Source organism: Flavobacterium notoginsengisoli, from assembly GCF_042686225.1.
Classification (GTDB): Bacteria; Bacteroidota; Bacteroidia; order Flavobacteriales; family Flavobacteriaceae; genus Flavobacterium; species Flavobacterium notoginsengisoli.
The window spans coordinates 244,289-270,506 of record NZ_JBHUOT010000009.1 but is presented as its reverse complement, the minus strand read 5'-3'; the positions used below and the strand labels follow the sequence as shown (position 1 = coordinate 270,506).

The 26,218-nt window shown below is 32.3% G+C and carries 27 protein-coding genes; 3 read left to right on the top strand and 24 right to left on the bottom strand.

The features are described 5' to 3' along the window. Nucleotides 1-188: 188 nt before the first annotated feature. The 6 genes from ACFS3A_RS20020 to rbfA all read right to left on the bottom strand — a co-directional run bounded on the left by ACFS3A_RS20020 (nucleotide 189) and on the right by rbfA (nucleotide 4,947). Nucleotides 189-413: a hypothetical protein gene (locus ACFS3A_RS20020; RefSeq protein WP_379827329.1), complete on the bottom strand. Its 225-nt coding sequence runs from the start codon at nucleotides 411-413 to the stop codon at nucleotides 189-191. A gap of 16 nt (nucleotides 414-429) precedes the next feature. Further along, nucleotides 430-972, bottom strand: a complete 543-nt coding sequence (locus ACFS3A_RS20015) for a DUF6934 family protein (RefSeq protein WP_379827328.1) — start codon at nucleotides 970-972, stop codon at nucleotides 430-432. A 101-nt stretch (nucleotides 973-1,073) separates the two neighbouring features. Then, nucleotides 1,074-1,682 carry an N-acetylmuramoyl-L-alanine amidase family protein gene (locus tag ACFS3A_RS20010; RefSeq protein ID WP_379827327.1) on the bottom strand — a complete coding sequence of 203 codons (609 nt, stop codon included), beginning with the start codon at nucleotides 1,680-1,682 and terminating at the stop codon, nucleotides 1,074-1,076. A 72-nt stretch (nucleotides 1,683-1,754) separates the two neighbouring features. Then, a complete protein-coding gene (locus ACFS3A_RS20005) occupies nucleotides 1,755-3,182 on the bottom strand; it encodes an MATE family efflux transporter (RefSeq protein ID WP_379827326.1) in 1,428 nt (475 codons plus the stop codon). Between the two features lie 171 nt (nucleotides 3,183-3,353). Then, nucleotides 3,354-4,553 (bottom strand): ABC transporter permease, encoded by a 1,200-nt coding sequence (locus ACFS3A_RS20000; protein ID WP_379827325.1) that lies wholly within the window; start codon nucleotides 4,551-4,553, stop codon nucleotides 3,354-3,356. Nucleotide 4,554: 1 nt separating this feature from the next. Beyond that, nucleotides 4,555-4,947 (bottom strand): 30S ribosome-binding factor RbfA, encoded by a 393-nt coding sequence (rbfA, locus tag ACFS3A_RS19995; RefSeq protein WP_144216310.1) that lies wholly within the window; start codon nucleotides 4,945-4,947, stop codon nucleotides 4,555-4,557. 210 nt (nucleotides 4,948-5,157) lie between these two features. On the opposite strand from rbfA, the gene ACFS3A_RS19990 reads away from it, so the two are divergent. Then, nucleotides 5,158-5,577, top strand: coding sequence for a CBS domain-containing protein (locus ACFS3A_RS19990; RefSeq protein ID WP_379827324.1), 420 nt, complete (start codon nucleotides 5,158-5,160; stop codon nucleotides 5,575-5,577). 36 nt (nucleotides 5,578-5,613) lie between these two features. On the opposite strand, the gene ACFS3A_RS19985 is transcribed toward ACFS3A_RS19990, so the two are convergent. The 18 genes from ACFS3A_RS19985 to ACFS3A_RS19900 form a co-directional block, all read right to left on the bottom strand. Then, nucleotides 5,614-6,867, bottom strand: a complete 1,254-nt coding sequence (locus tag ACFS3A_RS19985) for a murein hydrolase activator EnvC family protein (protein ID WP_379827323.1) — start codon at nucleotides 6,865-6,867, stop codon at nucleotides 5,614-5,616. Nucleotides 6,868-6,891: 24 nt separating this feature from the next. Beyond that, nucleotides 6,892-7,671, bottom strand: a complete 780-nt coding sequence (locus tag ACFS3A_RS19980) for a DUF4292 domain-containing protein (protein WP_379827322.1) — start codon at nucleotides 7,669-7,671, stop codon at nucleotides 6,892-6,894. A 13-nt stretch (nucleotides 7,672-7,684) separates the two neighbouring features. Next, complete coding sequence (locus ACFS3A_RS19975) at nucleotides 7,685-9,037, bottom strand: tetratricopeptide repeat protein (protein ID WP_379827321.1); 1,353 nt, start codon at nucleotides 9,035-9,037, stop codon at nucleotides 7,685-7,687. A 48-nt stretch (nucleotides 9,038-9,085) separates the two neighbouring features. After that, on the bottom strand, nucleotides 9,086-10,102 hold the full coding sequence (locus tag ACFS3A_RS19970; RefSeq protein WP_379827320.1) for a sugar nucleotidyltransferase: 1,017 nt from the start codon (nucleotides 10,100-10,102) through the stop codon (nucleotides 9,086-9,088). 85 nt (nucleotides 10,103-10,187) lie between these two features. After that, nucleotides 10,188-10,622: a dUTP diphosphatase gene (gene dut, locus ACFS3A_RS19965; RefSeq protein WP_379827319.1), complete on the bottom strand. Its 435-nt coding sequence runs from the start codon at nucleotides 10,620-10,622 to the stop codon at nucleotides 10,188-10,190. A gap of 27 nt (nucleotides 10,623-10,649) precedes the next feature. Beyond that, nucleotides 10,650-12,110, bottom strand: coding sequence for a lipopolysaccharide biosynthesis protein (locus ACFS3A_RS19960; protein WP_379827332.1), 1,461 nt, complete (start codon nucleotides 12,108-12,110; stop codon nucleotides 10,650-10,652). Between the two features lie 95 nt (nucleotides 12,111-12,205). Next, the gene (locus tag ACFS3A_RS19955) at nucleotides 12,206-12,652 is read right to left on the bottom strand and encodes a GNAT family N-acetyltransferase (RefSeq protein ID WP_379827318.1); all 447 of its coding nucleotides are present in this window, start codon (nucleotides 12,650-12,652) and stop codon (nucleotides 12,206-12,208) included. Between the two features lie 577 nt (nucleotides 12,653-13,229). Then, complete coding sequence (gene atpG, locus ACFS3A_RS19950; protein ID WP_379827317.1) at nucleotides 13,230-14,090, bottom strand: ATP synthase F1 subunit gamma; 861 nt, start codon at nucleotides 14,088-14,090, stop codon at nucleotides 13,230-13,232. Nucleotides 14,091-14,173: 83 nt separating this feature from the next. Further along, entirely contained in the window at nucleotides 14,174-15,751 is a 1,578-nt protein-coding gene (gene atpA / locus ACFS3A_RS19945; protein ID WP_109191248.1) for a F0F1 ATP synthase subunit alpha, read from the bottom strand. 37 nt (nucleotides 15,752-15,788) lie between these two features. Then, nucleotides 15,789-16,322, bottom strand: coding sequence for an ATP synthase F1 subunit delta (gene atpH, locus ACFS3A_RS19940; protein WP_379827316.1), 534 nt, complete (start codon nucleotides 16,320-16,322; stop codon nucleotides 15,789-15,791). A gap of 4 nt (nucleotides 16,323-16,326) precedes the next feature. Next, nucleotides 16,327-16,827: a F0F1 ATP synthase subunit B gene (locus ACFS3A_RS19935; RefSeq protein WP_091490226.1), complete on the bottom strand. Its 501-nt coding sequence runs from the start codon at nucleotides 16,825-16,827 to the stop codon at nucleotides 16,327-16,329. Between the two features lie 120 nt (nucleotides 16,828-16,947). Further along, nucleotides 16,948-17,139 carry an ATP synthase F0 subunit C gene (atpE, locus tag ACFS3A_RS19930; protein ID WP_109191245.1) on the bottom strand — a complete coding sequence of 64 codons (192 nt, stop codon included), beginning with the start codon at nucleotides 17,137-17,139 and terminating at the stop codon, nucleotides 16,948-16,950. A 102-nt stretch (nucleotides 17,140-17,241) separates the two neighbouring features. Further along, nucleotides 17,242-18,393 (bottom strand): F0F1 ATP synthase subunit A, encoded by a 1,152-nt coding sequence (gene atpB, locus ACFS3A_RS19925; RefSeq protein ID WP_379827315.1) that lies wholly within the window; start codon nucleotides 18,391-18,393, stop codon nucleotides 17,242-17,244. A gap of 569 nt (nucleotides 18,394-18,962) precedes the next feature. Then, a complete protein-coding gene (locus tag ACFS3A_RS19920; RefSeq protein WP_379827314.1) occupies nucleotides 18,963-19,187 on the bottom strand; it encodes an AtpZ/AtpI family protein in 225 nt (74 codons plus the stop codon). Next, a complete protein-coding gene (locus ACFS3A_RS19915) occupies nucleotides 19,168-19,566 on the bottom strand; it encodes a bactofilin family protein (RefSeq protein ID WP_379827313.1) in 399 nt (132 codons plus the stop codon). The genes ACFS3A_RS19920 and ACFS3A_RS19915 overlap by 20 nt, the downstream gene beginning before the upstream one ends. 2 nt (nucleotides 19,567-19,568) lie before the next feature. Beyond that, nucleotides 19,569-22,136 (bottom strand): type IX secretion system periplasmic lipoprotein PorW/SprE, encoded by a 2,568-nt coding sequence (gene porW, locus ACFS3A_RS19910; protein WP_449267445.1) that lies wholly within the window; start codon nucleotides 22,134-22,136, stop codon nucleotides 19,569-19,571. Nucleotides 22,137-22,274: 138 nt separating this feature from the next. After that, on the bottom strand, nucleotides 22,275-22,970 hold the full coding sequence (locus tag ACFS3A_RS19905) for an ABC transporter ATP-binding protein (protein ID WP_379827311.1): 696 nt from the start codon (nucleotides 22,968-22,970) through the stop codon (nucleotides 22,275-22,277). Between the two features lie 77 nt (nucleotides 22,971-23,047). After that, a complete protein-coding gene (locus ACFS3A_RS19900) occupies nucleotides 23,048-24,508 on the bottom strand; it encodes a DUF5687 family protein (protein WP_379827310.1) in 1,461 nt (486 codons plus the stop codon). Nucleotides 24,509-24,636: 128 nt separating this feature from the next. On the opposite strand from ACFS3A_RS19900, the gene ACFS3A_RS19895 reads away from it, so the two are divergent. Beyond that, on the top strand, nucleotides 24,637-25,689 hold the full coding sequence (locus ACFS3A_RS19895) for a 2Fe-2S iron-sulfur cluster-binding protein (protein ID WP_379827308.1): 1,053 nt from the start codon (nucleotides 24,637-24,639) through the stop codon (nucleotides 25,687-25,689). Nucleotides 25,690-25,865: 176 nt separating this feature from the next. Continuing rightward, the gene (locus ACFS3A_RS19890) at nucleotides 25,866-26,174 is read left to right on the top strand and encodes a hypothetical protein (protein ID WP_379827307.1); all 309 of its coding nucleotides are present in this window, start codon (nucleotides 25,866-25,868) and stop codon (nucleotides 26,172-26,174) included. Nucleotides 26,175-26,218: the final 44 nt, after the last annotated feature.

Below are 26,218 nucleotides of genomic sequence, written 5' to 3'. Positions count from 1 at the left end.
TCTACCTGCGAAATAACGGCTAATTTAAAGCCTAAGTTGTAATCTCGCTGACTACGTCGCTCTTTTTTAAATTCTGGATTATTCATAAATAAGTCAATTTTATGTCAACTTATTTCAGGACGAGACAAAAATAAAAGAAAAGCCTTCAAAAAATGAAGGCTTTTTTGTTTAATATATTTTCTTGTAAATTACTCTATACTATTTTCTGTAGAATTTCTTTTAGCAAGCTCAATTACGGACTTTAATTCCGAAAAAAATAATTCCGCTTCTTTTTTATTTCGAATTGATTTAGTCAAATTATCACTATAATTTGATTCCGCAAATTCTCTGTCTCCAGCAATATTTTTCTCAGAAGCAGAAGCTAAAGCAATTTCCTGAATTTTATTAATTTTATTTTGAATAGAATCTTTCATACAGCAAATTTAAAAATTATTGATTTAAATTAAACATATAATATCTATAAAGATCATTCGTTTTTCTTTGAAAATCAAATAATTCTGGTTTTGGTTTAAAAAATACCGATCCATTATTATCTAGTTCAATTGTACCATTTCGCAGTAATCTTACGTACCAATCTACTCCAATAATCACTAAAAAATCCTTTAAATCTTTGTAATTATATCTAAACATTCGATGATATAGATTGGTCCGTAAATCATCTGATCCATCAATGCCAATTGAAGTATGTGGATTCTTTTTTAGAAAAGTTATAGAAAACAAAATTATAGTTGAAAAAACTTTATTACTGTCTTTATGTTTAAGATTAATTGAATCATCTATTTTTCCATTTGCATCAAATGGTCCAAAAGCTAAATTATAAACATTTGGTAATAATGAATCTGCTATGTTTGTAAACTTGACCTTAAGTCGAATTATTGTATCATTTTTTAATTGAGATTCAAAAATATAGTGATCGAAGTTGGAACTTACGTAAATAGCTTCAAAAGTATTCTCTAAATTTATTTTAATCATATCAAAGATCTAATGAAACAAAATTAAAATAAATTTCTTACAAATAAAAAAGAATCTTCAAGACTGAAGATCCTTTTTATTATTAACTATTCTATTTTCTATTACTTAATTGCTTCTAAAATTTTCTCTGCAATTTCAGTCTGTCCTTTCTCGCTGGTAATATATTTTCTGTCTTTTTCATTACTTAAATATCCTACTTCCAAAGTAACTGCTGGGCAATTAGATTTTTTTAGAATAAAGAAATTAGCTTCAGAAACATTTCCCTTAGACAAATTTTCTACTGCTACTTTTTGCAATAGATTTTCAGCATTTTCTTTAGATTGATTGTAAAATTTTCCGTTTGTAGCAATATAAGCTTCAGTGCCATTTTTGGCAATATCTTTAGAAGCATTGGCGTGCAATGAAATTACTAAACCAGGATTTAATTTGTTGATGATTGAAACTCTTTCACTCAGTTCCATAAAGTGATCTCCATCTCTTAGCAAAACAATTTCAAGATTACTGTCTTTGTTTTGACTCTGAATGAGTTTAGCAATTCTTTCCACAATTAATTTTTCCTGTAAACCTCCTCCAAAATCTGCACCGGCATCATTTCCACCGTGAGCAGCATCAATAACAACTATCTTTTTTTCTTCTAATGGTATAAAAGCAAAAAGGCTAAACAAAAATACTGCACTAACAATTCCTAAAAAATTTCTGTTGTTTTTCATAATAAATTAGTTTTTGGTTTTTAAGTAAATTCCAACGCTAAAAATTAAGAAATATTGTACAAAGAATATATTTTAAACCTGAACTCGTTTCCACTTTCCTCTTTTATAAAAAAAGATTCCGGCCAAGGTTATTGCAGTTTCAGCAACCGGAATCGCAATAAAAACTCCTGTTGGTCCCAAATTAAAATGTTTTGCTAATATAAAAGCCAATGGAATTTGGAACAACCAAAAACCAAAAAAGTTAATTCCGGTCGGTGTCCATGTATCTCCCGCTCCATTAAAGGTATTGATTAAAACCATTCCGATTCCGTAAAAAATAAAGCCAATACTCATTATTTGTAAAGCTTCGATTGCAATAATTTTTACAGCTTCATCATTCGTAAAAAAGGAAATAATATATTTTCCAAAAACCAGTGTGATCACCATAATCGAAGCCATGAAAATTACATTATATCTGGCTGTTGTCATAACGGATTTCTCTGCACGTTCAATTTGTTTGGCTCCTAAGTTTTGCCCAACCAAAGTAGCAGCTGCATTACTCAATCCCCAAGCGGGAAGTATAAAAAACATCATAATTCTCAAAGCGGTCTGATAACCTGCTGAACCATGATCTCCACCGGTTGTTGCAACTAATTTCGCCAGGAAAATCCAACTGCAGGAAGCAATTACAAATTGTAAAATTCCAGGAGCTGCAATTTTTACTAAAGCTTTTATCTGTACAAAATCCGGAGCAAAATATGGAATTTTAATTTTTAAAATTCCGTTCCCAAAAAACAAATGATATACCTGATATAAAACTCCAATACTTCTTCCAAAAGTAGTTGCCAAAGCAGCACCAACTAATCCAAAAGCAGGAATTGGTCCGAAACCATTAATTAAAACCGGGCACAAAATAATATTGCAGATATTGGCAATCCAAAGGCTTTTCATGGCAATGGCTGCATTTCCTGCTCCGCGAAAAATTCCGTTGATTAAAAATAGAAGCATAATACACAAACTGGAACCAATCATAATCTGTGTAAATTGGAAACCATGTTCGGCCGCTTCGACAGATGCACCCATGAAAAGCAGAATATCTTTAGCATAGATAATTCCGAAAACGCTAAGCAAACTGTTAACCGCAAATGCAACAATTATCGCCTGCATTCCGGCTTTTGCCGCAGCAATTGGATCTTTTTCTCCAATACGTCTTGCAACAACTGCCGTTGCCGCCATACTCATTCCGATAGCAAGAGAATAAATCACTGTCAAAACGGATTCAGTCAAACCAACTGTCTGAATGGCAAAACTGCTGTGTTTTAAATGTCCAACAAAATATAAATCAACTAACGCAAAAACCGATTCCATCATCATTTCTAAAACCATTGGAATAGCTAGCAGAATTACGGCTTTCTTAATACTTCCGGAAGTATAATCAAATGATTCGTCGCCTTTTAAAGCTTGTTTTGTTGTGGTAAAAATTTTGGAAATAAAACTTTCCTTTATAGATGTTTCTGTCATGATATTTTAGGATAAATGATAAGATTGGTTCAGATGTATAAATCTGAACTTCAAAAATAAAAAACGTAAGTATCCTAATTATTTTAAAAAATAAAATAGGATTAGGCAGAAACAATCATATGCTGTAGATTTTCAAGAGAGTAAATATAAGTAATATTTTTCAGGAAGAAGTTAATCCAGTAATTTTTTGCTTACACGACTACTCGCTATTAAGGAAGCTGTAAAACCAAGCGTTACAATGGTTGTCATTACAATTAGAACATTTTCTAAAGAAAAAACAACCGGATATGCCAGAGTTGGTGTAATCATAATCAGCTCGTATTGTTGCTGTAATATGACTAATATAATCCCTAAAACAAGTCCGATTAAACCACCAAAAAAACTTAATAATGTTCCCTGAAGCAAAAAGATTCTTCTTAAATAGCCCACTTCTGCTCCAAGATTAAAAAGGGTTTTAAGATTTCCCTTTTTCTCTAAAATCATCATAATCAAAGCACCAACCAAATTAAAAAGTGCCACAATGATTACCAAAGTAAAAATCAGATAAACGACAATATTTTCGGTATTGAGCATTTTATACAAAGACTCATTTAACTGTGCTCTGTTCTTTAACGTGATTTTATTTTTAAAAATCGAATTAAGCTTCGTCTTAATGGCATTTTCATCTGCATTTTCTTTTAATTTAAATTCAATTCCAGAGATTTGATTTTGCTTGTACATTAACAATTCTTGTGTTAAACCCAAATCTGCAAATACATATTTAGAATCCAATTCTTCACTGATTGAATAAATACCAACGGGCAATACATCTGTTTTATTAAAAGCTTCTTCAGGATTTTCGATTGCTCCTTTTCCCGGTTTTGGTGCAAAAACCTGAAGCGGGTTTTCAAAATCCATAATTCCCATAGAGAAATTTTGAGCTAACCCATAGCCAATTACAACCTGAAAACTATCCGGTTTGAGCCATTGGCCGTTATAGAGTTTTTTCTTAATATCATTGACAACGGCATAAGTACTATCAACTCCTTTTAAGTAAGTAACCTGCTGTTTGTCTTTAAACAAAAACAAAACACGTTCTTCTATAATCTTGGTGTAAGAAGCAACGCCATCTATTTTCTTGATTTGACTTTCCTGATCTTGTGTAATTAAAAAAGATTTTCCGTAAGTACTTGTCAATTTTAAATCAGGGTCAATTTCGTTTGTGAACGAGAGACTGAAAACTTTTAGTCCGCTGAAAACGGATAAAACCACAAACAAAGCCATTGTTCCAACAATGATTCCCATGCTGGCAATTCGGTTGATAATATTGATAGCATTGTTTTTACTGCTGCTAAAAATATAACGTTTGGCTATGTATAATGGGAAATTCAAATTACGACTTTCTTCTCTTTTCTAAAAGGTCACGATTTTCTATTGGGTTTTCTTTTCCTGCCAATGCATTGTCAATTTTCTCAATATAATCAAGAGAATCATCAATAAAGAAAACTAAATTTGGAACACGACGTAACTGTAAACGTACACGTTGTGATAAATCATGTTTAATTAAAGTTGTATTTGTTTTAATTGCCTCTAAAGTTTCTTTGGCTTTTTCTTGCGGAAAAATACTTAAATATACTGTTGCCACAGATAAATCTGTAGTTACGCTTACTTTGGATACTGAAATCACCAAATTAGTGATTCCGTTTTTTCTCACTTCACCCTGCAGGATATCAACCAAATCTTTTTGGAGGACACCGCCTATTTTTTTCTGTCTATTTGTTTCCATACTGCAAAAATACTATTTTTAAATTCAATCATGGCAATTTCAAACGAACTTGAAGAGTAATTTTTATTATTTGGAATCAGAATTAAATCTTCTTACTGTAAATAATAACTATCTAAAATACTACTTATTCTTATTTTTTGTACTGACAAAAATCATCTAATTAGTTTCAGATAATTTTCAAATTTGATATAAATCTAACACCATCAAATTATGAAAAAGAGAGAACCGATAAGCCACATTATGACAAAGAGTGTTATAACTGTAAATCAAAATGATGATTTAAAAAATGTAGTAGAGAAATTAAAAGCCAATTCTATCCGTCACATTCCCGTTGTTAACGGAAAAGAAGTGGTTGGAATTATTAGTCGCACCGATATTAATCGTCTTACTTTTGGCGCATTATTCGACGGACAAGATGGAGCAGATGAAGCTGTATTAGAAATGCTTACGATTCCTCAGGTTATGACTTCTAAACCAAAAACAGTTTCTTCAGAACTTATTATTAGGGACTTAGCTGAAATATTTGTAAAAGAAGAATTTCATGCCGCACCAGTTGTTGATAAAGGAGAATTAAAAGGAATTGTCACGACGACAGATGTTTTGAAATATTTCCTGGAAGAAAATTATTAATCAATAAAAAAGGGAGCTAAAATGCTCCCTTTTTTTTTATCTGCTTTGTAGCCATCCTTCCGGATTGTTATTTGATGTATTTTGAAGAATCAGGAATTTAATGATTGTTTTTCCTGTATCTCCACTTGTTCTAACTCTTCCGATATTTTGTTTTATCGTCACTTTGTCTCCCTGACTAACAGAAACAGAACTCAAGTTTTGATATACTGTAAAGAAATCTCCATGCTGAATTACAACGGCTTTATTCACTGGCGATAAAACGATAACTTTAGAAACTTCTCCAGCAAATACTGCTCTGGCGCTGGCACCGTCTTCAGTTGTAATCTCAACTCCTGAATTGTGAACTGTAATTGAAGGATGTAGCGGGTGTGGCTGATCTCCGTATCCAAGCGAAATAAATCCTTTTTCTACCGGCCAAGGCAATCTTCCTCTGTTCGCTTTAAAGTCTGCTGCCAGAATTTTGTCTTCTGGTGTCAATGCAATTTTAGAAGAAGAAACCGGTGCTTTTGCTTCACTCGAACCTGGGTTTGCTTTTGCTCTTTCAGCTGCAGCTTTTCTGTTTGCCTCAGCAATGGCTTCACGAATTAAACGATCGATTTGTCTGTCAATTCGTTTTGCCTCACTTTGTTTTGATCGAATATCAGCAGCAATTTTATTTTTATCTTTTTTAAGCGAATTAACCAATTTTTGCTGTTCTTTTTTCTCTGCTTCAAGAGTAACTTTTTCTTTTTGGTTTTCAGAAATAATCTTCTTTTTTACTTGTCTTTGTCCATCCAACTTAGCATTAAAATCAACTAATTGTGCTGTTTTTGACTGAATTTCCAGACCTTGATTTTTTCTAAAATTGGTATATTGTTTTAGATACTGTGCTCTTTTATAAGCTTGCAAAAAGCTTTCAGAAGATAAAATAAACATCGCACGGCTTTGTTCAGAACGGCTTTTGTATGATTTTAAAATCATCTCCGCATAATCTTCTTTTAAAACTTTTAATTCTTTTTTTAATTTATTAACCTGAACCTGATTAATATACATATCATTACTAATCAGTCTTTCCTGTTTAGCAGTGGTGTTAATTAATTTCTCTTTTAGTTTGATTTTATTCGCCTGAATTAAATATTCATTCACAGCAGATTTCTCTTTTTTTCGAACAGACTGAAGCATCTTTTCGTTGTCTCTGATTTCCTGTTGAATTTGAGCTTTACGCTGCTCCAGTTTTTCTTGCTGAGAATCCTGCGCCCATACAAATGTAGTGGCACAAACTAAAACTAGACTTAGGAGAAATTTTGGCATGTTTCTATTTTTATTTTTGCAAATTTACTGAATTGTAATTTTTTTATAACCGCTTGGAACACTATATGGAAAAGAAAGTTCTTCGTTAAATGAAATGTTATTGTAATTCAGATTAATACTTGTTTTTCCTTTTGGCTGCAATGCATTTATTTCGATACTTGTTGGAAGCGTCCCTTGATTAAAAGTTTTGCTGTCTGAATACGCAATTTGCAAACTTCTATTTTCTGCTGGTTGTGAAATTTCTTCTTTCTGAATTAAATATTTTTCAGCATCTAAGAAAAAGGTTTTTTTCAAATTAGCCTCTTTTTCTTCGTCTAATCTAAAAAGATTATCTACAATAGTCTGAGTATATTTTCCTTTTCTTAAATCGTCAAATGCTTCTCCAACCAATAAGTTTTGAACTTTGCTATAATCTAAATCGGTTCCCAGCCATTTACTTAAACTTGTAAAATCACCTTCATAGTAAGTACTATTTATTTTCTCATAATAACTTACTGTAGAAGGCGTTATTAAAGCTTTTGCCATTGTGATTCCTAAAAATCGTACGCTGATTAAAATCTGTTTGTCTTTTTCGATTCTGATTTCGGCCGTAACATTTTGGCTTTGTTTTTCATCAACATATTTTGCACTGGCTTTTATATATAGTGTAGAAAAATCTAACTTATTGTTATAATGTTTTTCTATTACTTTTCGGTCCTCTTCCGGGGCAATTGTTTGGCTTGTATTACCTTGTACTGCAACAGCTTTCGTTTTACACGAAACTATTGCAATAGAAAGCATTAATACTAAAATATATTTTTTCATTTGAGTTTCTACTTTATTTTTTTTTCTTTAATAATTCGTTTGCCTTCAAAAAGTATTCCTCTTTTTTCTTGACGTCTCCCAATCCATTATATGCCTCTCCTAATTGAATATTAAAATTTGATTCTAATTTTACATCATCAACAACATAATCAAGCCCCATTTCTAAAACGGTTTTTGCATTCTTAAATTGCTTTTGCTGATTGCTTCCTAATCCAGCAAAATAATAAAACTGAGCCTGACTTGGATATACTTCAATCAGCATCATGGCTCTTTTGGTCATTGGCTCAAATTGTTTTGTCTGCGAATAGGCTTCCAACAACAACATATTGGTTTCAAGATCTGTATCTGAATTTGCCTTTAAATCTTTTTCATAGTATTTAACCGCGTTCTCAAACTGACCTTTACTATGATAAAATTTTCCGATTTCTTTGGCAACATCAACGTTTGGATCGTTATCAAAATAAGAAATAGCTTTTTCTAAATCGGCAGCATACTGTGGATTTTTATTGGTATAAATCAAAAATTCATTCAAAGTTCTATGTTTGATTTTTGAATCGATTTTTGAACTTGCCAAAATCACATTCATCGATTTTATAGCTTTATCAGCCTGATTGGCATCCAAATAAGTTTTAAACAAACTAACCTGCGACCATTCTGAATTTGGAATTTCCTTCGCTAATTGTTTCGCAACCTCTAATGATTTCTCATTTTCATTATTTTTTGAATACAAGAGAATCAGATTCAAATAATTGGATTCTTCTTTTGGCTCTTTTTTAATCTGCTGAATTAAATTATCAATTTCAGCATTTTGATATTTTCCCTGGGATAAAATCTGCGCTTTGTAAATTTCACGATCTGATGATTTTCCGAACTTATCATTCATTTCGTTTATTGCCGTCAACGCTTTGTCATACTGATTGGTAATCATGTATAACGAAATCAAATCGTCTTTGTACTCTTCATCAAAAACAATAATTTTCTGAATCGTTTCAATCGCCAGCGGATAATTTTTTGTCTCGTAACTTACATCGTAAATTCCCAACCAAAACCATTTATTTTTAGGATCTAATTGTGTTGCTTTTTCAAAATTATCCTGTGCATTTCGGTATTCTTTAAGAGAAAGGTAATTTTTTCCTAATTCAAAATAAGCCACTGCGTCATTGGGTTTCAGTTTTACACATTTCTCCAATGACACAATTGCTTTATCATAATTTTCGATTCCTTTTTGTTTCAATGATTCATAAAATGAGTCTTGATATTCATCTGTTGCCATAGCAATATCTTCGGGTTCTGTCTGAGCAAAAGCCGAAAAAGATGTGCTGAATAAAGCAAAAAACAAAACCGTAAATATTCTTTTTTTGATCATTTTTTAAAACACATTTTAAACAAAAACGAAACTTCTAAATCTCTAATTTTATTCTAAAACCGCATAATCACCAATGCTGATGCTGGTAAATTTACCGTCATAACTCACATGATTTCCAATCATTGCGTTATCTAAGTTAGCGTTTTTAATTTGAGAATGAGTTTGAATTAAGCTATTTTTAATACTACTGTCAGAGATATGACAACCTTTTCCAACTGAAACATTTGGTCCGATTGTCGTGTTTTTCAAGACCACATTTTCTCCAATATAACAAGGAGGAATAATTGTAGAATTTTCTAATGTTACGCCATAATCTACTAAATGTTCTCCATCATTATGAAGGAAACCAAGCATTCTGGTATTTGTTTCTACAGTAACATCTTTGTTTCCGCAGTCCATCCATTCGTCAACACTTCCGGTTTTGAAAACTTTTCCGTTTGCCATCATCGCTTTGATACCATCATTAATCTGGTATTCTCCACCATTCTGGATATTATTGTCCAAAACATTCTGAAGTTCATTTCTTAAAACTCCAACTTCTTTGAAATAATAAATTCCGATAACTGCTAAGTCACTTACGAATTCCTTTGGTTTCTCAACCAATTCAACAATTTCATTATTCTGGTTTAGTTTAACCACTCCAAAAGCTTCCGGTTGATCTACTTGTTTTACCCAGATTACAGCATCTGCTGAGGGATCTAATTCAAAATCTGCTCTAATTAAAGTATCTGCATAAGCAATTACTGCTGGCCCAGATAAAGAATCTTTGGCGCACATAATAGCATGACCAGTTCCTAATGGCTGATCCTGACGGTAGATTGAAGCTTTAGCTCCTAATCCCTTTGCCAAATCTTCTAAACTTTTTACAACATCATCTCCAAAAAAAGCTTCGTCACCTAAAATAAAAGCAACTTCTTCGATTGGCTCTTTTAATATTTTTGCAATATCTTCAACTAAACGGTGTACTATAGATTTTCCTGCGACAGGAATTAGTGGTTTTGGAACTGTTAATGTATGAGGCCTCAATCTCGATCCACGGCCTGCCATTGGCACAATTATTTTCATTTCTTATTTGAATTTTATGGGAAGATCAAAAAATCTTCATTGGGTTTGGTCTTTCTTTTTTAAAATCTTTTTGCTGATTACAAAATTATTTCACTCCAGTACTTCCAAAGCCTCCTTCACCTCTTGATGTTTCAGAAAGTGTTTCAACTTCGATCCATTCCGCTCTTTCGTGTTTTGCAATAATCAGCTGAGCAATTCTTTCTCCGTTTTCAATTACAAAATCATCATTAGATAAATTTACTAAAATTACCCCTATTTCCCCTCTGTAATCTGCGTCAACGGTTCCTGGCGAATTTAATACCGTTACTCCTTTCTTGGCTGCCAATCCGCTTCTTGGTCTTACCTGTGCTTCGTAACCAATTGGCAATTCAATAAAAAGTCCGGTTTTTACAATCGTTCTTTCTAAAGGTTTTAACGTAATTGATTCAGAAATATTGGCACGTAAATCCATTCCTGCAGAAGCAATGGTTTCGTAATTTGGTAAATCGTGTTGTGATTTATTGATAATTTGAATTTTCATTTTTAAGTATAAATTTTTAAATCTGTCTTATTTTTTCTTCATTATACCTTTAATAGTATCTTTTTCAAAATGGTAAACCATATACATAAAAGCTAAAAGAAGTGGAATTCCAACATAATATTTCTCTCTAAATCCATAAAACGAAATCACTGAAAATACTATTGAAACACCTAAATAAGCACCAATTTTGTTCATATCATAAGGAATTGGATAATATTTATTTCCTAAAACATAAGATATAAGCATCATACTTCCGTAAGCCGAAATGGTTGCAATTGCAGAACCATAATAGCTATATTTTGGAATTAAAAGATAATTTAAAACCAAGGTAACAATAGCACCCACAATAGAAATGTAAGCTCCAATTTTTGTTTTATCTGTCAGTTTATACCAAACCGAAAGATTATTATAAATACCTAAAAAGAAATTGGCCAAAATGATAAGCGGTACCACTTTCATGGCTTCCCAATAGGACTTATTATCTAATAATAAATATTTTAAAACATCTGCAAAAACAATAACTCCTAATAAAATCAGGGAACCGAGAATTACAAAATATTTAGTGATTACGGCATAAGTCTGCGGTGCATTTTCGTTTTTAGCATGGCTGAAAAAGAAAGGTTCAATTCCTAATCTGAAAGCCGTTGCAAAAAGAACCATGAATAACCCTAATTTGTAACAGGCAGAATAAGCTCCAACTTCAGATTTTGCTAAATTTTCCGGAAGTAAATAACCTAATAAGATTTTATCAAAATGTTCGTTTACTGCAAAAGCCAGTCCCGCAACTAAAATTGGAAGTCCGTATTTCATCATTTTTTTCCAAAGCACAGGATCAAATTTTCGTCCGAGTGAAAGATAATTTGGAGAAAGCACAATAAATGTGGCTAAACTTGCTAAAAGGTTTGCAATAAAAATATAAGCTATTTGGAAATTCTCTACATATAAATTATCCCAAACAGAATTTGGATTTGCGTCCGCTAACTTTGGCAGATACATTAAAAAGAAAATGTTCAATAACAAATTGATTACTACGTTTCCTATTTTAATTGCAGCATACACCATTGGTCTCTGATTGGCTCTTAATTTAGAAAACGGAATCAAAACCAATGCATCTAAAACTAAAATCCAAACAGTATAGGTAATATATTGAACATCAACTTCTGCTAAGTTTGCCAGCGTATTCCTAAAAATTAAAGCAACAAAAAGGAAAATAATGGATGTCCAAAAGATTGAAATTGTAGAAGTTGCAATTACATTTTTCTTATCGTCTTCGGCACTATAAAATCTAAAGAAAGCTGTTTCCATTCCATAAGAAAGTACCACATTAAAGAAGACCATCCAGGATAATACAATCGAAACCTCACCATATTCGGCAGTTGGTAAAATTCCTGTATACAATCTCACTAATAAAAAACTCAGCATTCTCGGTAAAACTGTAGCCAGTCCGTAAATTGCCGTTTGCTTGAATAGATTTTTATATAATCCCAAAATATAATTGTAATAATGTTTGTAGGACAAAAATAACCATTTCTTTTGTTTAATGGTGTTTTTGTTGGAGCAATAAAGCAAAGTTCTGTTTGTTTTTAAACAGTCATTTTGTTTTCGTCTAAGATTTTTACAAAATGAAACCCTTTCGGCGCATAACCTTGATTGTAGTAAAAACGATGAGCATCAAAATTTCCTGTAAAGGCATCGAGAACTATACTGCTGCAATTTAATTCTATCGCTTTTTTCTCGACATAATCAGTAAGCATTTTTCCAATTCCTCTAGATCGAAATTCGGGATTAACCACAAAATTATCAATTTCAAGATATTTACCTGTCCACAATTTTGTAGCCGACCAGCATCCTGTTAAACCAAGGCAAGCATCATTTTCAAAAACTGCAATTTGAGTATAATTATGAGGTACCATTTCTTTAAGATAATTCTCGTATTTCTCTAAGCTAAGCTTAGGATATAAGTATCTAATTATATCAATTTGAAATAACATTTCTTGCACCGTAATTAGTTCTTTTATAGAAAGATTCATGAATTTTTTATTAAAATATAAACAAAAATAAGTAAACTTTAAGTTAAGACTTATATAATTAAAAATCAAAGACATGTGAAATATATAAATTAGACATGAAAATTATGTAACTTTTTTTAGACAGTCTTTTCCTAAATTTGTTTCACAGGGATTGAGAAAGCTAAATACAACCCTTATAAAAAAGGAAGCACTGGGACTAATAAAGCTTGTTTGTTCCCATAAAAGACAAAGCATAAAAGGGATTGAAGTTAGCTAAAATGTAACCCTTATAAAAAAAACTAAGCACTGGGACTGATAAAGCTTGTTTGTTCCCATAAAAGACAAAGCACAGGGATTGATTCTGCTGAAATGTAACCCTTAAAAAAACAGAGCCGTGGGACTAATAAAGCTAGTTTGTTCCCAAGAAAGACAAAGCACAGCAGATTTAATCTGTCAATTTTTTATAAAATGGTAGTGATTCTCAACTTTATATAATTTGAGAATCACCATTTTATAAAAGTTATTTTTAAAAAAGAAAAAACTTCCAATAAAAAAAAGCCAGCAAATGCTGGCTTTTTTTTATATATTTTGGAAAATCTTATCCATTTAAAGCTTCTGCTCCACCAACAATTTCCAAAATCTCACTTGTAATAGCTGCCTGACGCGCTTTATTATAAGTCAATTTCAATTGGTTTCTTAATTCAGTTGCGTTATCTGTTGCTTTGTGCATAGCAGTCATACGCGCTCCATGCTCAGAAGCAAATGAATCACGAATACCTTTATACAGTTGTGTTTTTAAAGACTTAGGAATCAATGTCAACACAATTTCTTCTTTTGAAGGCTCATAAATGTAATCTCCAGTAGAAGTAGTTACATCAGATTTAATAGGTGCTAATGGTAAAAACTGTTCCGTTTGAACAATTTGAGTTGCAGCATTTTTAAATTGATTGTAAATTAATTCAATTCTATCGTATTCTCCAGACAAAAATTTCTCTGTAAGATTATCTGCAATTCCAGCAACATTTTCAAAAGTTAAATGATCAAAAATAGCATTATGATGACCGTGAACTTTATGAGTTTTGCTTAAAGCATCATTACCTTTTTTACCAATAGCAAAAACATCAACTTGTTTTCCCTGGTAAAAAGCTGTACGATTTTTAATCTCTTTAATAATATTTGAATTGAATGCTCCACATAAACCTCTGTTAGAAGTTATAGCTACAAGCAATACTTTTTTTACTTCACGTTGTGTAGTGTAATCTCCTCCTACTTCACCTTCAAGTGATGCGGAAAGATCTTGCAATAACTCCGTTAATTTCTCGGCATAAGGACGCATTGCAGTGATTGCATCTTGTGCTTTCTTCAGCTTTGCAGCAGAAACCATTTTCATCGCCGATGTAATTTGCATCGTCGATGAAACGGAAGTAATTCTATTACGGATTTCCTTTAAATTTGCCATGTACTATAGTTGTTGGTTGTTAGTTGTTGGTTGATAGTGATGGAAAATTCCAAAAACAATCAACCAACAACCGTCAACTAAAATTAGTTATATTTTGCTGAGATTTCTTTTGCTGCTTTTTCGATAACATCTGTAATAGCGTCATCTAATTTACCAGCTTTTAACGCGTTAAGCGTATCTTTATGTTTACTGTTTAAGTAAGCTAAGAAATCAGCTTCAAATTCTTTTACTTTTTCTACAGGAACGTTTCTTAATAAGTTTTTAGAACCAGCGTAGATAATAGCTACTTGGTTTTCAACTGTATAAGGATCATTTAAACCTTGTTTCAAGATTTCAACGTTTCTTTTACCTTTTTCAATTACATTTAAAGTAACTGAATCTAAGTCAGAACCAAATTTAGCAAAAGCTTCCAATTCACGGAATTGAGCCTGGTCTAATTTTAAAGTTCCGGAAACTTTCTTCATAGATTTAATTTGAGCATTACCTCCAACACGAGATACAGAGATACCTACGTTAATTGCAGGACGAACTCCAGAGTTGAACAAATCTCCATCAAGGAAAATCTGACCATCTGTAATCGAGATTACGTTTGTTGGGATATATGCAGAAACGTCACCAGCCTGAGTTTCGATAATTGGCAATGCAGTTAATGAACCACCACCTTTTACGATAGACTTGATAGAATCTGGTAAATCGTTCATGTTTTTAGCGATACCATCATCAGCGATTACTTTACAAGCACGCTCTAATAAACGAGAGTGTAAGTAGAAAACGTCTCCAGGATAAGCCTCACGTCCCGGTGGTCTTCTTAATAAAAGAGAAACCTCACGGTAAGCAACAGCTTGTTTAGATAAATCATCATACACAATAAGTGCAGGACGACCTGAATCTCTAAAGTATTCTCCAATTGCTGCACCTGCGAAAGGAGCGTAAACTTGCATTGGAGCTGGATCAGAAGCATTTGCAGCAACGATAACTGTGTAAGCCATTGCTCCTTTTTCTTCTAACATTTTAGCGATTCCTGCTACAGTTGAAGCTTTTTGTCCAATTGCAACATATATACAGAATACAGGTTTTCCTGCATCGTAAAATTCTTTTTGATTCAAGATTGTATCGATACAAACAGTTGATTTACCTGTTTGACGGTCACCAATTACAAGCTCACGTTGTCCACGACCAACCGGGATCATAGCATCAACTGCTTTTACACCTGTTTGTAATGGCTCAGTTACTGGCTGACGGAAGATAACACCAGGTGCTTTTCTTTCCAAAGGCATTTCGTATAAGTCTCCACCGATTGGTCCTTTTCCGTCAATTGGAAAACCAAGTGTGTTAACAACACGTCCTACCATTTGCTCACCTACTTTAAGAGAAGCAATACGTTGAGTTCTTTTTGCAGTAGATCCTTCTTTAAGTCCTGTTGATGGTCCTAAAAGTACAACCCCAACATTATCCTCTTCAAGATTCAATACGATACCTTCCATACCGTTATCAAATTCTACTAACTCTCCATATTGTACATTCGATAACCCGTAAACACGAGCAATACCGTCTCCAACTTGAAGTACTGTTCCTACTTCCTCTAGCGTAGCACCAGATTCAAAACCTTCTACTTGCTTTCTTAATATTGCTGAAATTTCAGCAGGTTTGATTTCCGCCATCTTAATTTATAATTTAGACACTTTTGTGTTATAAAAACTAATTACTTAACTCTCTTTTTAATACTTGTAATCTGTTTGCAACAGAAGCATTGTATTGCTTGTCACCTATTCTTAAAATAAATCCACCAATAATTGCCGGATCTACTATATTCTCAATTGTAATTTTTTTATCCGATAAAGTCGCAATTTTTGCCAAAACTTTAGCTTCTAAATCTGCATCCATAGGAATTGCAGTTGTTACTTTTGCAACTTCAACACCATTGCTTTCATCATATACTTTACTATATTCAACTGCAATCGCATTTAAAATTTCAAATCTTTTGTTTTCGAATAATAATCGAAATAACCCTTTAGTTACACCATTAACATTTGCGAAAACTTCTAAAAGAGCACTTTGCTTAACTTCAACTGTTGTTGTTGGGTTTTCAATAAACGTACTCAATTCTACATTTGTCTCAATTGCATTTGCAATTGATTTCATATCGTTATTTACAGCTTCGGCAACACCTTTAGAGTTTGCTAAGTCCAAAATTGCTTTTGCATAACGAATTGCTGCTCTTGTACCTGCCATAATCTTAGTTTAACTTTACGTCACCTAACATTTTCTCCACTAATTTAGTTTGAGATTCTTTGTTAGATAATTCTTCTTTCAATAATTTTTCAGCAATGCTTAATGATAAAGTTGAAACCTGAGATTTCAATTCTGCCATAGCAGCGTTTTTTTCACTTTCGATAGCCGCTTTAGCTTGCTCGATCATTTTTTGACCTTGCGCTTGTGCTTCGTTTTTAGAATCAGTGATCATTTTCTCTTTCATCTCGCGAGCTTCTTTCAACATAGCATCACGTTCTGCACGAGCTTCATTTAAAATTCTTTGATTATCTGCCTGAAGATTTTCCATTTCTTTTCTTGCATTTTCAGCAGAAAGTAATGCATCTTTAATTCCTTGCTCTCTATCATTTACTGCATCAAGAATAGGTTTCCAGGCAAATTTTTTCAACAAGAAAATTAACCCAACAAATATTAATACTTGCCAAAAGAACAAACCGAACTCGAACTGATTTATTAACTTTTCCATTATATAGAATTTTAAATTATATCTTTTTAAATTGTCCTAAAGAGCAATTTTATTTTAATGTTTCATTTTTAAAACAATAGTTACAACCAACCGTTGCAACTATTGTTTTTTGTGTTTTAATTAAGCAGCGAATAATGCAGCGAAACCAATACCTTCAATAAGTGCAGCAGCGATAAGCATAGCTGTTTGGATTTTTCCTGAAGCTTCTGGTTGACGAGCGATAGCGTCCATTGCTGAACCACCAATTCTACCAATACCTACTGCTGCTCCGATTACGATCAATCCTGCTCCAATGTAATTTAATCCGTTCATTGTATATATATTAAAAATTAAACATTCAATTTTAATCTTAGATTTTTGAATGTAGATTTTAGATTGAAAAAAATCTGAAATCTAAACTCTAAAATCTAAATTTTAGTGGTGCCCCTCCTCTTCGTGGTGGTGCTCTTCTACTGCTGAACCAAAATAAAGTGCAGACAGCATTGTAAAAATATAGGCTTGTAAAAATGCTACTAAAATCTCTAGTATAGAAAGTGCAAATGATAATCCGAAAGATAGAGTGCTTCCAATCCAGCTCTTAAAGATAAACATTAATCCGATGATACTCATTAATACGATGTGACCTGCAAAAATGTTAGCATACAAACGAATCATTAATGAAAATGGTTTGATAAAAACTCCTAACAATTCAATTGGAGCCAAAATAATTCTCATTGGTTTTGGCACACCCGGCATCCAGAAAATGTGACCCCAGTAATTTTTATTTGCAGTAAGATTTGTAATTAAGAAAGTAAGGATTGCTAAAGAGAATGTAATAGTTAAATTACCTGTAGCATTAATTCCTAGTGGAGTTAATCCGAAAATATTTAAAAACAATACAAAGAAGAAAATAGTTAATAAATAACTCATGTATTTCTTATAATGTTTTTCACCAATGTTTGGAATCGCAACGTCATCACGAATAAAAAGTACTAAAGGTTCGAAAATTCTACCAACTCCAGAAGCAATTCCTCCGTTTTTAGCATAAGATTTTGCTAAGCTTGTAAATAACCAGAACATTAATAAAGCAGATACTATAATAGAAAGTACTGTTTTTGTAATTGAAAAATCTAAAGGACGCACATTTGTCGGGTGACCTGTTTTTTCATCTTCGGTAATTGTACCGGCAGCATCTGTCTTGTAAATTTTACCATCATGGTGATTAATCACATAATAGTTACCATTTGATTCAGCTACTTCATGACCGTGGTGAAATTTAGAAGAAGAAAAAATGTGTAAACCATTATCCCAAAGAATTACCGGTAATGGAAAACCATAATATTTACCTGTCTCATCATCTTGTGTTAATGTAAAATCATGAGAGTCTAAAACGTGATGACCAATAAATGCTTTAATCTTAGATTTAACATCTGTTGGCTCTTCATGATGGCCTTCTGCAGCAGCTTCGTGGGCTACTTCAGTTTGAACATGAGCAGAGTCTTTTTCAGTATTTGAAAAACTCATTAGTGGAAGAAAAGCTACTAAAGCTGCAAGAATAAATCTGAGTGGTTTGTTTGAAATCACCATATCTGTGGAAAATCTTATTTTTTACGTTTCTAAAATTTGGTGCAAAGGTACATTTTTTATTAATATTCAAAAGGATATGAAAAATTATTTTTAAACCTAGTTTTAAAGAATTGTTATTTTAAGGCTTTTCATTTAATAATCGGGCAGTTAAAATCGTCTGAAATAACAAAAAGAGAAGAAATGTTAGAAAAAAGTTGTTTTTTTCGACAGTTACATTCTGAATATTGTTTGACAAAATCAATCTCAAAAATCCATAGTACAAAAACATTTGGACAAAAGTTCCCAACATAAATAGCATTCCGACGCTGTCAAATTTATTTTTCTTTATTAGTAACAGAGCTATTAATAATAAGGTAGAAAAAAATAAAAATATCAAATACAATATTTCCAAGCTGAAATAGAAATTTTGCTCTTTAATATTAAGAATATGAAAAGCTCCTTTATGAATTATATAGGAAATGAATGCTATTATATATAGGTAAAGAATGAGTCCGTATTTTTTTAAAAACATTTTCAATAAATTTTCTGCAAAGATGCAATATTTATTTAATGCTGTTTTAAAATGAAGACTACTTTGTTTTATTGATTTCGTTTACCTGACGAAATACATTATATAGTGCCAGAGCGACACCAACCATAATTAGGATTTTATGGTAATATACTTTTTCACTGGCGTGATTTTCATCCAGCCAGTTTCCCAGATAAGAAAATAAAAAAATGATTACACCCATTTGTATTGGAATATTAATGAGTGCAATCCATTTATTTCTTTTATTATTCGGTTCCTTTTCCATCTTCTAACATGATTACCGGATTTGCATGAGACAGCATGGTGCAGGTTGCTGTGAAATCGGCTCCGGGTTCTATCGAAAGTTTTCCTACTGCTACTTCTCCATGAATTTGTGCAGTCGATTTTATATTAAGAATTTCTAAAACTTTTATTTTTCCGTGAAATATTCCTTCTATATCAGCATTGTTACAGATAATTTCTCCTTTGACTGATCCTTTGGCTCCTATTACAATTTTTCCTTGCGAAGTAAAATTTCCTATCAATTCGCCGTCCAATCTAAAATCAGCTTTTGAAACGATGTCTCCAACTATTGAGGTTCCTTCTACTATTCGGTTCGTTTTTCCTAATTGTTCTGTTCCGTTTTTCTTTACTTTTTCAAACATTATTATGGGGTTTTTGGGGTCAAGTAGGCGTCTAGGTTCTTTTTAATCTGAACCACTTTATAATTATCTGTAGATATAATAATTGCAGGATGAGCAATTTTGTATTTTTTATCATCTTTAAAAACTGTGGCAACATCTCTGGCATAAGCCTCAGATTTTAAACCATTAATAACTACAAAACTTTCAGTCAAATTGTATTTATCAAAAGAAGTTGTTAATCGCTCAAAATTTTCAACCAATAAAAACACTCTGATGGCTTCTTCAATTTGCTTAACCGTTTTGGTATCCTTATTTGAAACTGCATATAAAATTTTCCAGCTTTTATTATCTGTTGTTGTAAAGTTTAATCGCTCCAGAACCGGAATTTGTTTCTCCAAAATTTCTCTGGCACTTTTACCTTCTTCACTGTTCGGATAATTATCTGCCACATTTTCCATTCCCTTTTTGTACGCTTCTAAACCATTTACTTTTCCTAGAGTATTGGCTTTTAACAATTCGTATTTCGAAACAATATCTTCTCCGGAATATTGATTGATCAGATTATCAATATTGGCTAAGACTTCTTCGAACTTTTCTTCTTCAAAAAGTTTGTACCACTTTTTATATTCAGCATCCGGACTGGAATTCGGATCATCCGATTTATTATTTAAAATCTGAGCATATCTTGAAGTTGGATATTTTGTAGAAATTTCTGTTTTTATTGCCTCTGCTTTTTGTGGATCTGTAATTTGATAAATTTTATACAAATTATACATGGATGGCAATACCAGTTTTTCTTCCGGATTGTTGCGTAACAATTGTTCCAGTTTATCGCTTGCCAATTTATACTCTTTAAACTTCTCTTTATATATAAGTCCTAATTGATAGTATGCAAAATTGCGTTCTTTACCAATACTATCCATTGCAACTTCTGAAGTTGGAAGTTGTTTGGTGTAAAATGCAACGGTATATTTTTCTTGTACAATAGTGTCTTTTAACGCATTTGCAACTTCTTTATCACTAATGGTATCATTCATTGCCAGGTCATTTGCCGATTTTATTCCTGCCAGTCTCCAGTTTCCGCCCAATGTTCTGTTACCCCACATTTTTTTAAATTGGAGTTTTCCGTAAGCAACCGTTGTTGGATTATAAAAATAAAATGTACTTGCCGATTCATTCATTCCTGGAGGCATTCCTATTCCTGCTCCTTCCAGATCTGTAGGTTTCCCTAAAGAATTTGGGTTTACAGCACCATTTCCAGGATTTTCTGCTCTGGAATTTAAATCGATATTGGCCAGTCGTTCTTTCTCTTTTTCTTCTAAGATGCGTTTGGCTTCATCTTTCTTTTTAAGTTCAGCAATATAATTTTCGAAATAAATCTTTTTCTCTGTTGCCGGAAGATTATACACCTTAATAATACTGTCATTACGTTTTGCAACTGCTTCATATTTAATAACGTTATCCAGGTTTTTTCTGTTTTTTTCTATGAAAGCATATTCTCTCGTTTTCGGATCCAGCTTTACAAGAGTACTGTCATAATATTTCGCTGCCATCGAATAATCTGTATTTTTAAAATACATGTTTCCAATGTTACGGTATGCCGAAGCCATTAAATAGGGATCTTTAGATTTTCTTCCCAATGATTTATTGTAAAACTTCAAGGCATTTTCCTGATCTTTCTTTTTATCATAATACACTCCCATTTCATAAAAAAGAAAATCATAATAAGGACGGTTCTCACGATCTGCCACTAGCTTATTGAATGTTTTCAAAAAGATGGTGTCATTATCTTTTCCATAATCAAACAGCTGTGCTTTTTTTGCGTAAGCGTGCATCATGTACTTACGATCGGCTTTTCTGTTTAAATCAATTACACCATCATAGAAATAAATGGCACTGTCACGTTTTTCTTCTTCCTGATACATCTGACCAAGAATAAAACGATATCTCGCGCGCTCTTCATTTTTTCTGGTAAACTGTTCTGCAATTCTTAGTCTGGAAACGGCACTGTCTTTTTGTTCTAAATTTAGAAATGCTTCAGCCAAAAGAGCATTTGCATCAGCAAAAGTCTGTTTGTCCAAATCTGTTTTTTTAAGTAAAAGTTTAATGTTTTTAAGCGCAATTGCGTCGTTGCCTAATCGCATATTGGTTTTTTCGCGCCAGATTTTTGCTGTATAAATATTATTGCTTTCGGGATATTTGTACAAAATATAATTGAATGCCTCAATTGCAGGAATAAAGCGCTGATCGTAATATCTTGCTTTTCCCAACATCAGATACGCTTCATCAATCTGCCAGTTTCTCTCTCTTCCGCCAATATTCATGGAATGCTTCTGAATCGCTTTAATAGCTTTTGTCTCTGCTTTTTCAAAATCAGGATTTTTAGCTTTTTCTCCTTCAGAAAAATTTTCATCAAACTGCATTTTTTCAATTGGCAGTAATTTCCAAAAATTATCTTCATTATTGGCCTGAATAGACTGAAGGCCTTTGTCCAAACCAATTCCTCCATTGTACAAAATATTATATTTGGTTCCAATAGAGTGAGACGATCTGGCCAAAAAGGTATTTTTTTTGGTAGAGCAAGCTATCAAAAAGAATAGGAAAACGAGAGTAAAACTATATTTAAGAGTATTCTTTTTCAATAGAAAAGAGTTTAAAACGATAACTACTAAAAATCGATTTTAGTATATTGACTTGTAAAAATACGCTTCTTTTTGTAATATAGAAATTTAAACGGCAAAAAACAATTCCAGTTCCTGCAAGGTCTCTTTTGAGGTCTGGATATCTTTTACAATTTCACCTTTATTAAGCGCCACAATTCGGTCACAAACTTCGACTGTATGCTGTAAATCATGACTTGAAACCAAAACTGTTACGTTTGGATTGTCAGCCAGATCTTTGATAATTTTTTTTAATCTGCTAACCGTTGTCGGATCCAGATTCGCAAATGGTTCATCTAAAATGACAACTTCCGGATTTCCAATTAATGTCGCAATAATCCCTACTTTTTTCTGATTTCCTTTTGATAAATCTCTTAAGTACTTTTTATTCTTTAAGATTTCGCCGTTAAAAAATTCTTCGTGCTGAGCCAATAAAGCATCAACATCCGCTTTGTTTTGATTTCGAAGATCTCCGATAAAATAAAAATATTCCTCTGGTGTTAAATAACCAATTAAGAAACTTTCATCTAAAAATGAACCTGTAAAAGATTTCCAGTTTTCGCTCGTATTAACCTGAATGTTATTATTTAAAATATTTCCTTTTGATGGCTGAATCAAATCTAAAAGAAGACTGAAAAAAGTTGTTTTTCCTGCTCCGTTATTCCCTACTAATCCGAAACTTTGTCCTTTTGGGATTTCAAGATTTTCGATATTTAAAACTGTTGTTCCGTTATATGTTTTTGTAAGTTGATTTACTTGTATCATGGTAATTGTAAATTTTTAGATTGCTGATTTCAGATTTTAGATTAATTTTCAAATTAACTCCCTTTCTAATTATCTAATTAATTCTTTTGTTTATAAGCACTTATCGTACTGTATTTTTCGATTTTGTATCTTTTTTCAATTAATGAAAAAACTTTTTCTTTGAATATAAATCCGAGCACTCCCGCTCCGGCGACCAAAGCCAGTCCAATTGGTTTACTTCCAAAATAAAGCCCAAGCCAATACAATAAAAGAGGTAAAACAATTTTCGGTAAAGAAAGCAGCATTGCATTGACATTAAATGCTTTTTTATCTCCAAACGCACCGCCAGCATTGCTTAAATCAATTGGCGTTTTAGTAAATGCACCACCTAAAAGAACTAAATGCGAATTGACTCCAATATTATAAATTGCTCCTACAACAATGGTCAAATAAACTTCCCATCCATAAAAAAGATAAAATGAAGCCAGAATAGTCGAGGCAAAAGTAGCAATAACAATCAGCCACCACTTTGAAGTAATGTAGCCACGATATGGAACATTTTGCGTCATCAATAATTGATAATAAGAACTATCCCAGCTTGGCACAAACTGACCAAAAACAAACAGAAATCCTCCAGAAACAAATATTCCTGCAAAAATGTGCATCACGGCCGGCTGATGTGAATTCCCAAAAAAGATCAAGCCGTAGAATAAAAAGAGAAAACTCATAAAAATGGTGGTTTTGGATCTTTTATTTCTTTTAATCAGTTTAATATCATTTTTAAGAAAGGTTCCTAAAGTCCCGAATTGATTCAGCCAGGTTAGATTTTCTGTAGAAGCAATGTCCTGTTTTACAGAAAGTCCCGCATCTAGATAAAGATTCTTTTTAAAATACTTAAATGTAAAAGCATATAATCCTACAAGAACCAAAATTGGAATTAAAAAGACACCGTCAATATCATAAAAGCTTTGAAAAAATGGCGTTGTAAATAGTGTAATATCAAATAGTTTATAATAATGAGCTCCTGCTAAAGCTATAATCAACACTGCAAAAACAACAAATAGTTTGTCAATATTACTTAAAATGATATTCAGGAAATTATTGATGTAAATCATCGCCATAATTCCTAAATGCCAAAAAACGATCTCGACAACATCATATCCATTTAAAATTAACACAACCGAAAATGGAATAAAAAATAAAGCATGTACCCAATTGAAAAAAGATAAAGCTGTTTTTCCTAAAGAGAAATGAACAATCGTTGGTTTTTTAAACGGCAGAACCAGCAATGGCTTAATGTTTAAAACGGGTATCGACTGTAATAAAAGCCTAATTATCAAATCAAACAGAAAATAGTAAATTAAAAATTTGTTTACTGTTTGTAATGGTTCCAATTTCATATCCTTAAGAACATAAAAGGCTCCAACTCCCATTCCAATAAAAATCAAAGAAAAATAGATCATAAAAAAACCTATTATAATTTTCATTGTCAGGTTTTTACCAAAAGATGCCGATCTAACGAACGCTTTCCATTCCAGGTAAATAAACTTCTTAATCATGGTTTATGGTTTTAGTATTTTTGTAGTAAGAGACCAAATGTAGGAAAACGTTACAAAAAAAGTTAAAAAAAATAATTTAGTACCAAACATTTAATAGTGGTTTGCTACTTTTGCAGAAAAATTAGATCATGCCTTCATTCTTAAAACTTATAATTAAAGAGGTTAAACGCGAAACTGCAGAAGCGGTTTCTATACTTTTTAATGTTCCTGAAGAACTAAAATCGGACTATAAATTTATAGCTGGTCAATATATCAATTTAAAATTAACTCTTGATAATCAAGAAATAAGACGTGCTTATTCTATTTGCTCAGCACCGGATAGTGGCGAGTTAAGAATTGCTGTAAAAGCAGTAAAAAATGGTCTTTTTTCTCAGTTTGCCAATACCAAATTAAAAGCCGGAGATGTTTTGGAAGTAGGGCAGCCGGAAGGTAAATTTACTTTTGAACCAGATGCAGAAAGACAAAGAAATTATGCAGCTTTTGTTGCAGGAAGCGGAATTACTCCAGTTCTTTCTATTATAAAATCGGTTTTAAAAAATGAACCAAAAAGTTCATTTGTATTGGTTTACGGAAACAAAACTCCTGAAAACACCATTTTTCATCAGGAACTTCATGACTTACAATTACAATATGTAGGCAGATTTTTTGTGCATTACGTATTTAGTCAGGCAAAAGCTGAGAATGCTTTGTTTGGAAGAATTGAAAAATCGGCTGTGAATTTTGTTTTAAACAATAAACACAAAGAATTGCAGTTTGATAAATTTTACTTATGCGGACCAGAAGAAATGATCAATACTGTTTCAAATGTTTTGAAAGAGAAAAATGTAAAAGAATCAGCTATTAAATTTGAGCTTTTTACATCTTCTTCAGAAGAACATGAAATTCAAGGTTCTCAGGAAGGTCATACCAAAATTACGGTTTTAGTTGACGATGAAGAGACTACGTTTGAAATGTCTAAAAAACAAACTATTCTTGATGCTGCTCTAAAACAAGGCGTTGACGCTCCTTACTCTTGTCAAGGCGGTATCTGCAGCAGCTGTTTAGGACGTGTTACAACAGGAACTGCCGAAATGACTAAAAACTCCATTTTAACTGATAGTGAAATTGCCGAAGGTTTAATTTTAACTTGTCAGGCACATCCAACATCAGATACTATCTATGTAGATTACGACGATGTTTAATCTGTAAAATTCCAATATTAAAAAAATCCAAATTCCAACTTCAAAATTGGAGTTTGGATTTTTTTTTCTCTGCTTCTTATTTATAATCTTTGTCTAAGTTTAAAATTTAGACAAAGATGAAATTCCATTTATATCTTTCTTTAAATTGGAAATTAAAAATTCAAAATTAATTGTTTATGAAATCGGTACGGGAAATTTTTAGAAATAAGGAATATCTTCTGGATGAACCGGAAGTTATAAAGCTTATTGATTATTGTGAAGAGCTGCAGGATGAAATTGTTGAATTTAAATTTCAAAAAACCGACAATAAAGAACTTGCTCTGTTAGACATGATCAAAGAAGTAATAAAAGGATGCGATGCCGTTGAAAGAGAGCAAATGGAACATGAACGATATGGATACGATGCACCCGATTATCAACAAACAATCGCAAATCTAAAAAGTTATATTTACCGTCGTTGTCGTGATGAAAAGATTTGGCTGTAATTGAAATAAAAGTAAAATTTTATCAAAATATTGCCAAATTTTCA

Excerpts from the sequence above, each read along its gene's own strand:
- ACFS3A_RS20020 (WP_379827329.1), bottom strand. The coding sequence starts at position 413 with ATGAAAGATTCTATTCAAAATAAAATTAATAAAATTCAGGAAATTGCT.
- ACFS3A_RS20015 (WP_379827328.1), bottom strand. The coding sequence starts at position 972 with ATGATTAAAATAAATTTAGAGAATACTTTTGAAGCTATTTACGTAAGT.
- ACFS3A_RS20010 (WP_379827327.1), bottom strand. The coding sequence starts at position 1,682 with ATGAAAAACAACAGAAATTTTTTAGGAATTGTTAGTGCAGTATTTTTG.
- ACFS3A_RS20005 (WP_379827326.1), bottom strand. The coding sequence starts at position 3,182 with ATGACAGAAACATCTATAAAGGAAAGTTTTATTTCCAAAATTTTTACC.
- rbfA (WP_144216310.1), bottom strand. The coding sequence starts at position 4,947 with ATGGAAACAAATAGACAGAAAAAAATAGGCGGTGTCCTCCAAAAAGAT.
- ACFS3A_RS19990 (WP_379827324.1), top strand. The coding sequence starts at position 5,158 with ATGAAAAAGAGAGAACCGATAAGCCACATTATGACAAAGAGTGTTATA.
- ACFS3A_RS19985 (WP_379827323.1), bottom strand. The coding sequence starts at position 6,867 with ATGCCAAAATTTCTCCTAAGTCTAGTTTTAGTTTGTGCCACTACATTT.
- ACFS3A_RS19980 (WP_379827322.1), bottom strand. The coding sequence starts at position 7,671 with ATGAAAAAATATATTTTAGTATTAATGCTTTCTATTGCAATAGTTTCG.
- ACFS3A_RS19975 (WP_379827321.1), bottom strand. The coding sequence starts at position 9,037 with ATGATCAAAAAAAGAATATTTACGGTTTTGTTTTTTGCTTTATTCAGC.
- ACFS3A_RS19970 (WP_379827320.1), bottom strand. The coding sequence starts at position 10,102 with ATGAAAATAATTGTGCCAATGGCAGGCCGTGGATCGAGATTGAGGCCT.
- dut (WP_379827319.1), bottom strand. The coding sequence starts at position 10,622 with ATGAAAATTCAAATTATCAATAAATCACAACACGATTTACCAAATTAC.
- ACFS3A_RS19955 (WP_379827318.1), bottom strand. The coding sequence starts at position 12,652 with ATGAATCTTTCTATAAAAGAACTAATTACGGTGCAAGAAATGTTATTT.
- atpG (WP_379827317.1), bottom strand. The coding sequence starts at position 14,090 with ATGGCAAATTTAAAGGAAATCCGTAATAGAATTACTTCCGTTTCATCG.
- atpA (WP_109191248.1), bottom strand. The coding sequence starts at position 15,751 with ATGGCGGAAATCAAACCTGCTGAAATTTCAGCAATATTAAGAAAGCAA.
- atpH (WP_379827316.1), bottom strand. The coding sequence starts at position 16,322 with ATGGCAGGTACAAGAGCAGCAATTCGTTATGCAAAAGCAATTTTGGAC.
- ACFS3A_RS19935 (WP_091490226.1), bottom strand. The coding sequence starts at position 16,827 with ATGGAAAAGTTAATAAATCAGTTCGAGTTCGGTTTGTTCTTTTGGCAA.
- atpE (WP_109191245.1), bottom strand. The coding sequence starts at position 17,139 with ATGAACGGATTAAATTACATTGGAGCAGGATTGATCGTAATCGGAGCA.
- atpB (WP_379827315.1), bottom strand. The coding sequence starts at position 18,393 with ATGGTGATTTCAAACAAACCACTCAGATTTATTCTTGCAGCTTTAGTA.
- ACFS3A_RS19920 (WP_379827314.1), bottom strand. The coding sequence starts at position 19,187 with ATGGAAAAGGAACCGAATAATAAAAGAAATAAATGGATTGCACTCATT.
- ACFS3A_RS19915 (WP_379827313.1), bottom strand. The coding sequence starts at position 19,566 with ATGTTTGAAAAAGTAAAGAAAAACGGAACAGAACAATTAGGAAAAACG.
- ACFS3A_RS19905 (WP_379827311.1), bottom strand. The coding sequence starts at position 22,970 with ATGATACAAGTAAATCAACTTACAAAAACATATAACGGAACAACAGTT.
- ACFS3A_RS19900 (WP_379827310.1), bottom strand. The coding sequence starts at position 24,508 with ATGATTAAGAAGTTTATTTACCTGGAATGGAAAGCGTTCGTTAGATCG.
- ACFS3A_RS19895 (WP_379827308.1), top strand. The coding sequence starts at position 24,637 with ATGCCTTCATTCTTAAAACTTATAATTAAAGAGGTTAAACGCGAAACT.
- ACFS3A_RS19890 (WP_379827307.1), top strand. The coding sequence starts at position 25,866 with ATGAAATCGGTACGGGAAATTTTTAGAAATAAGGAATATCTTCTGGAT.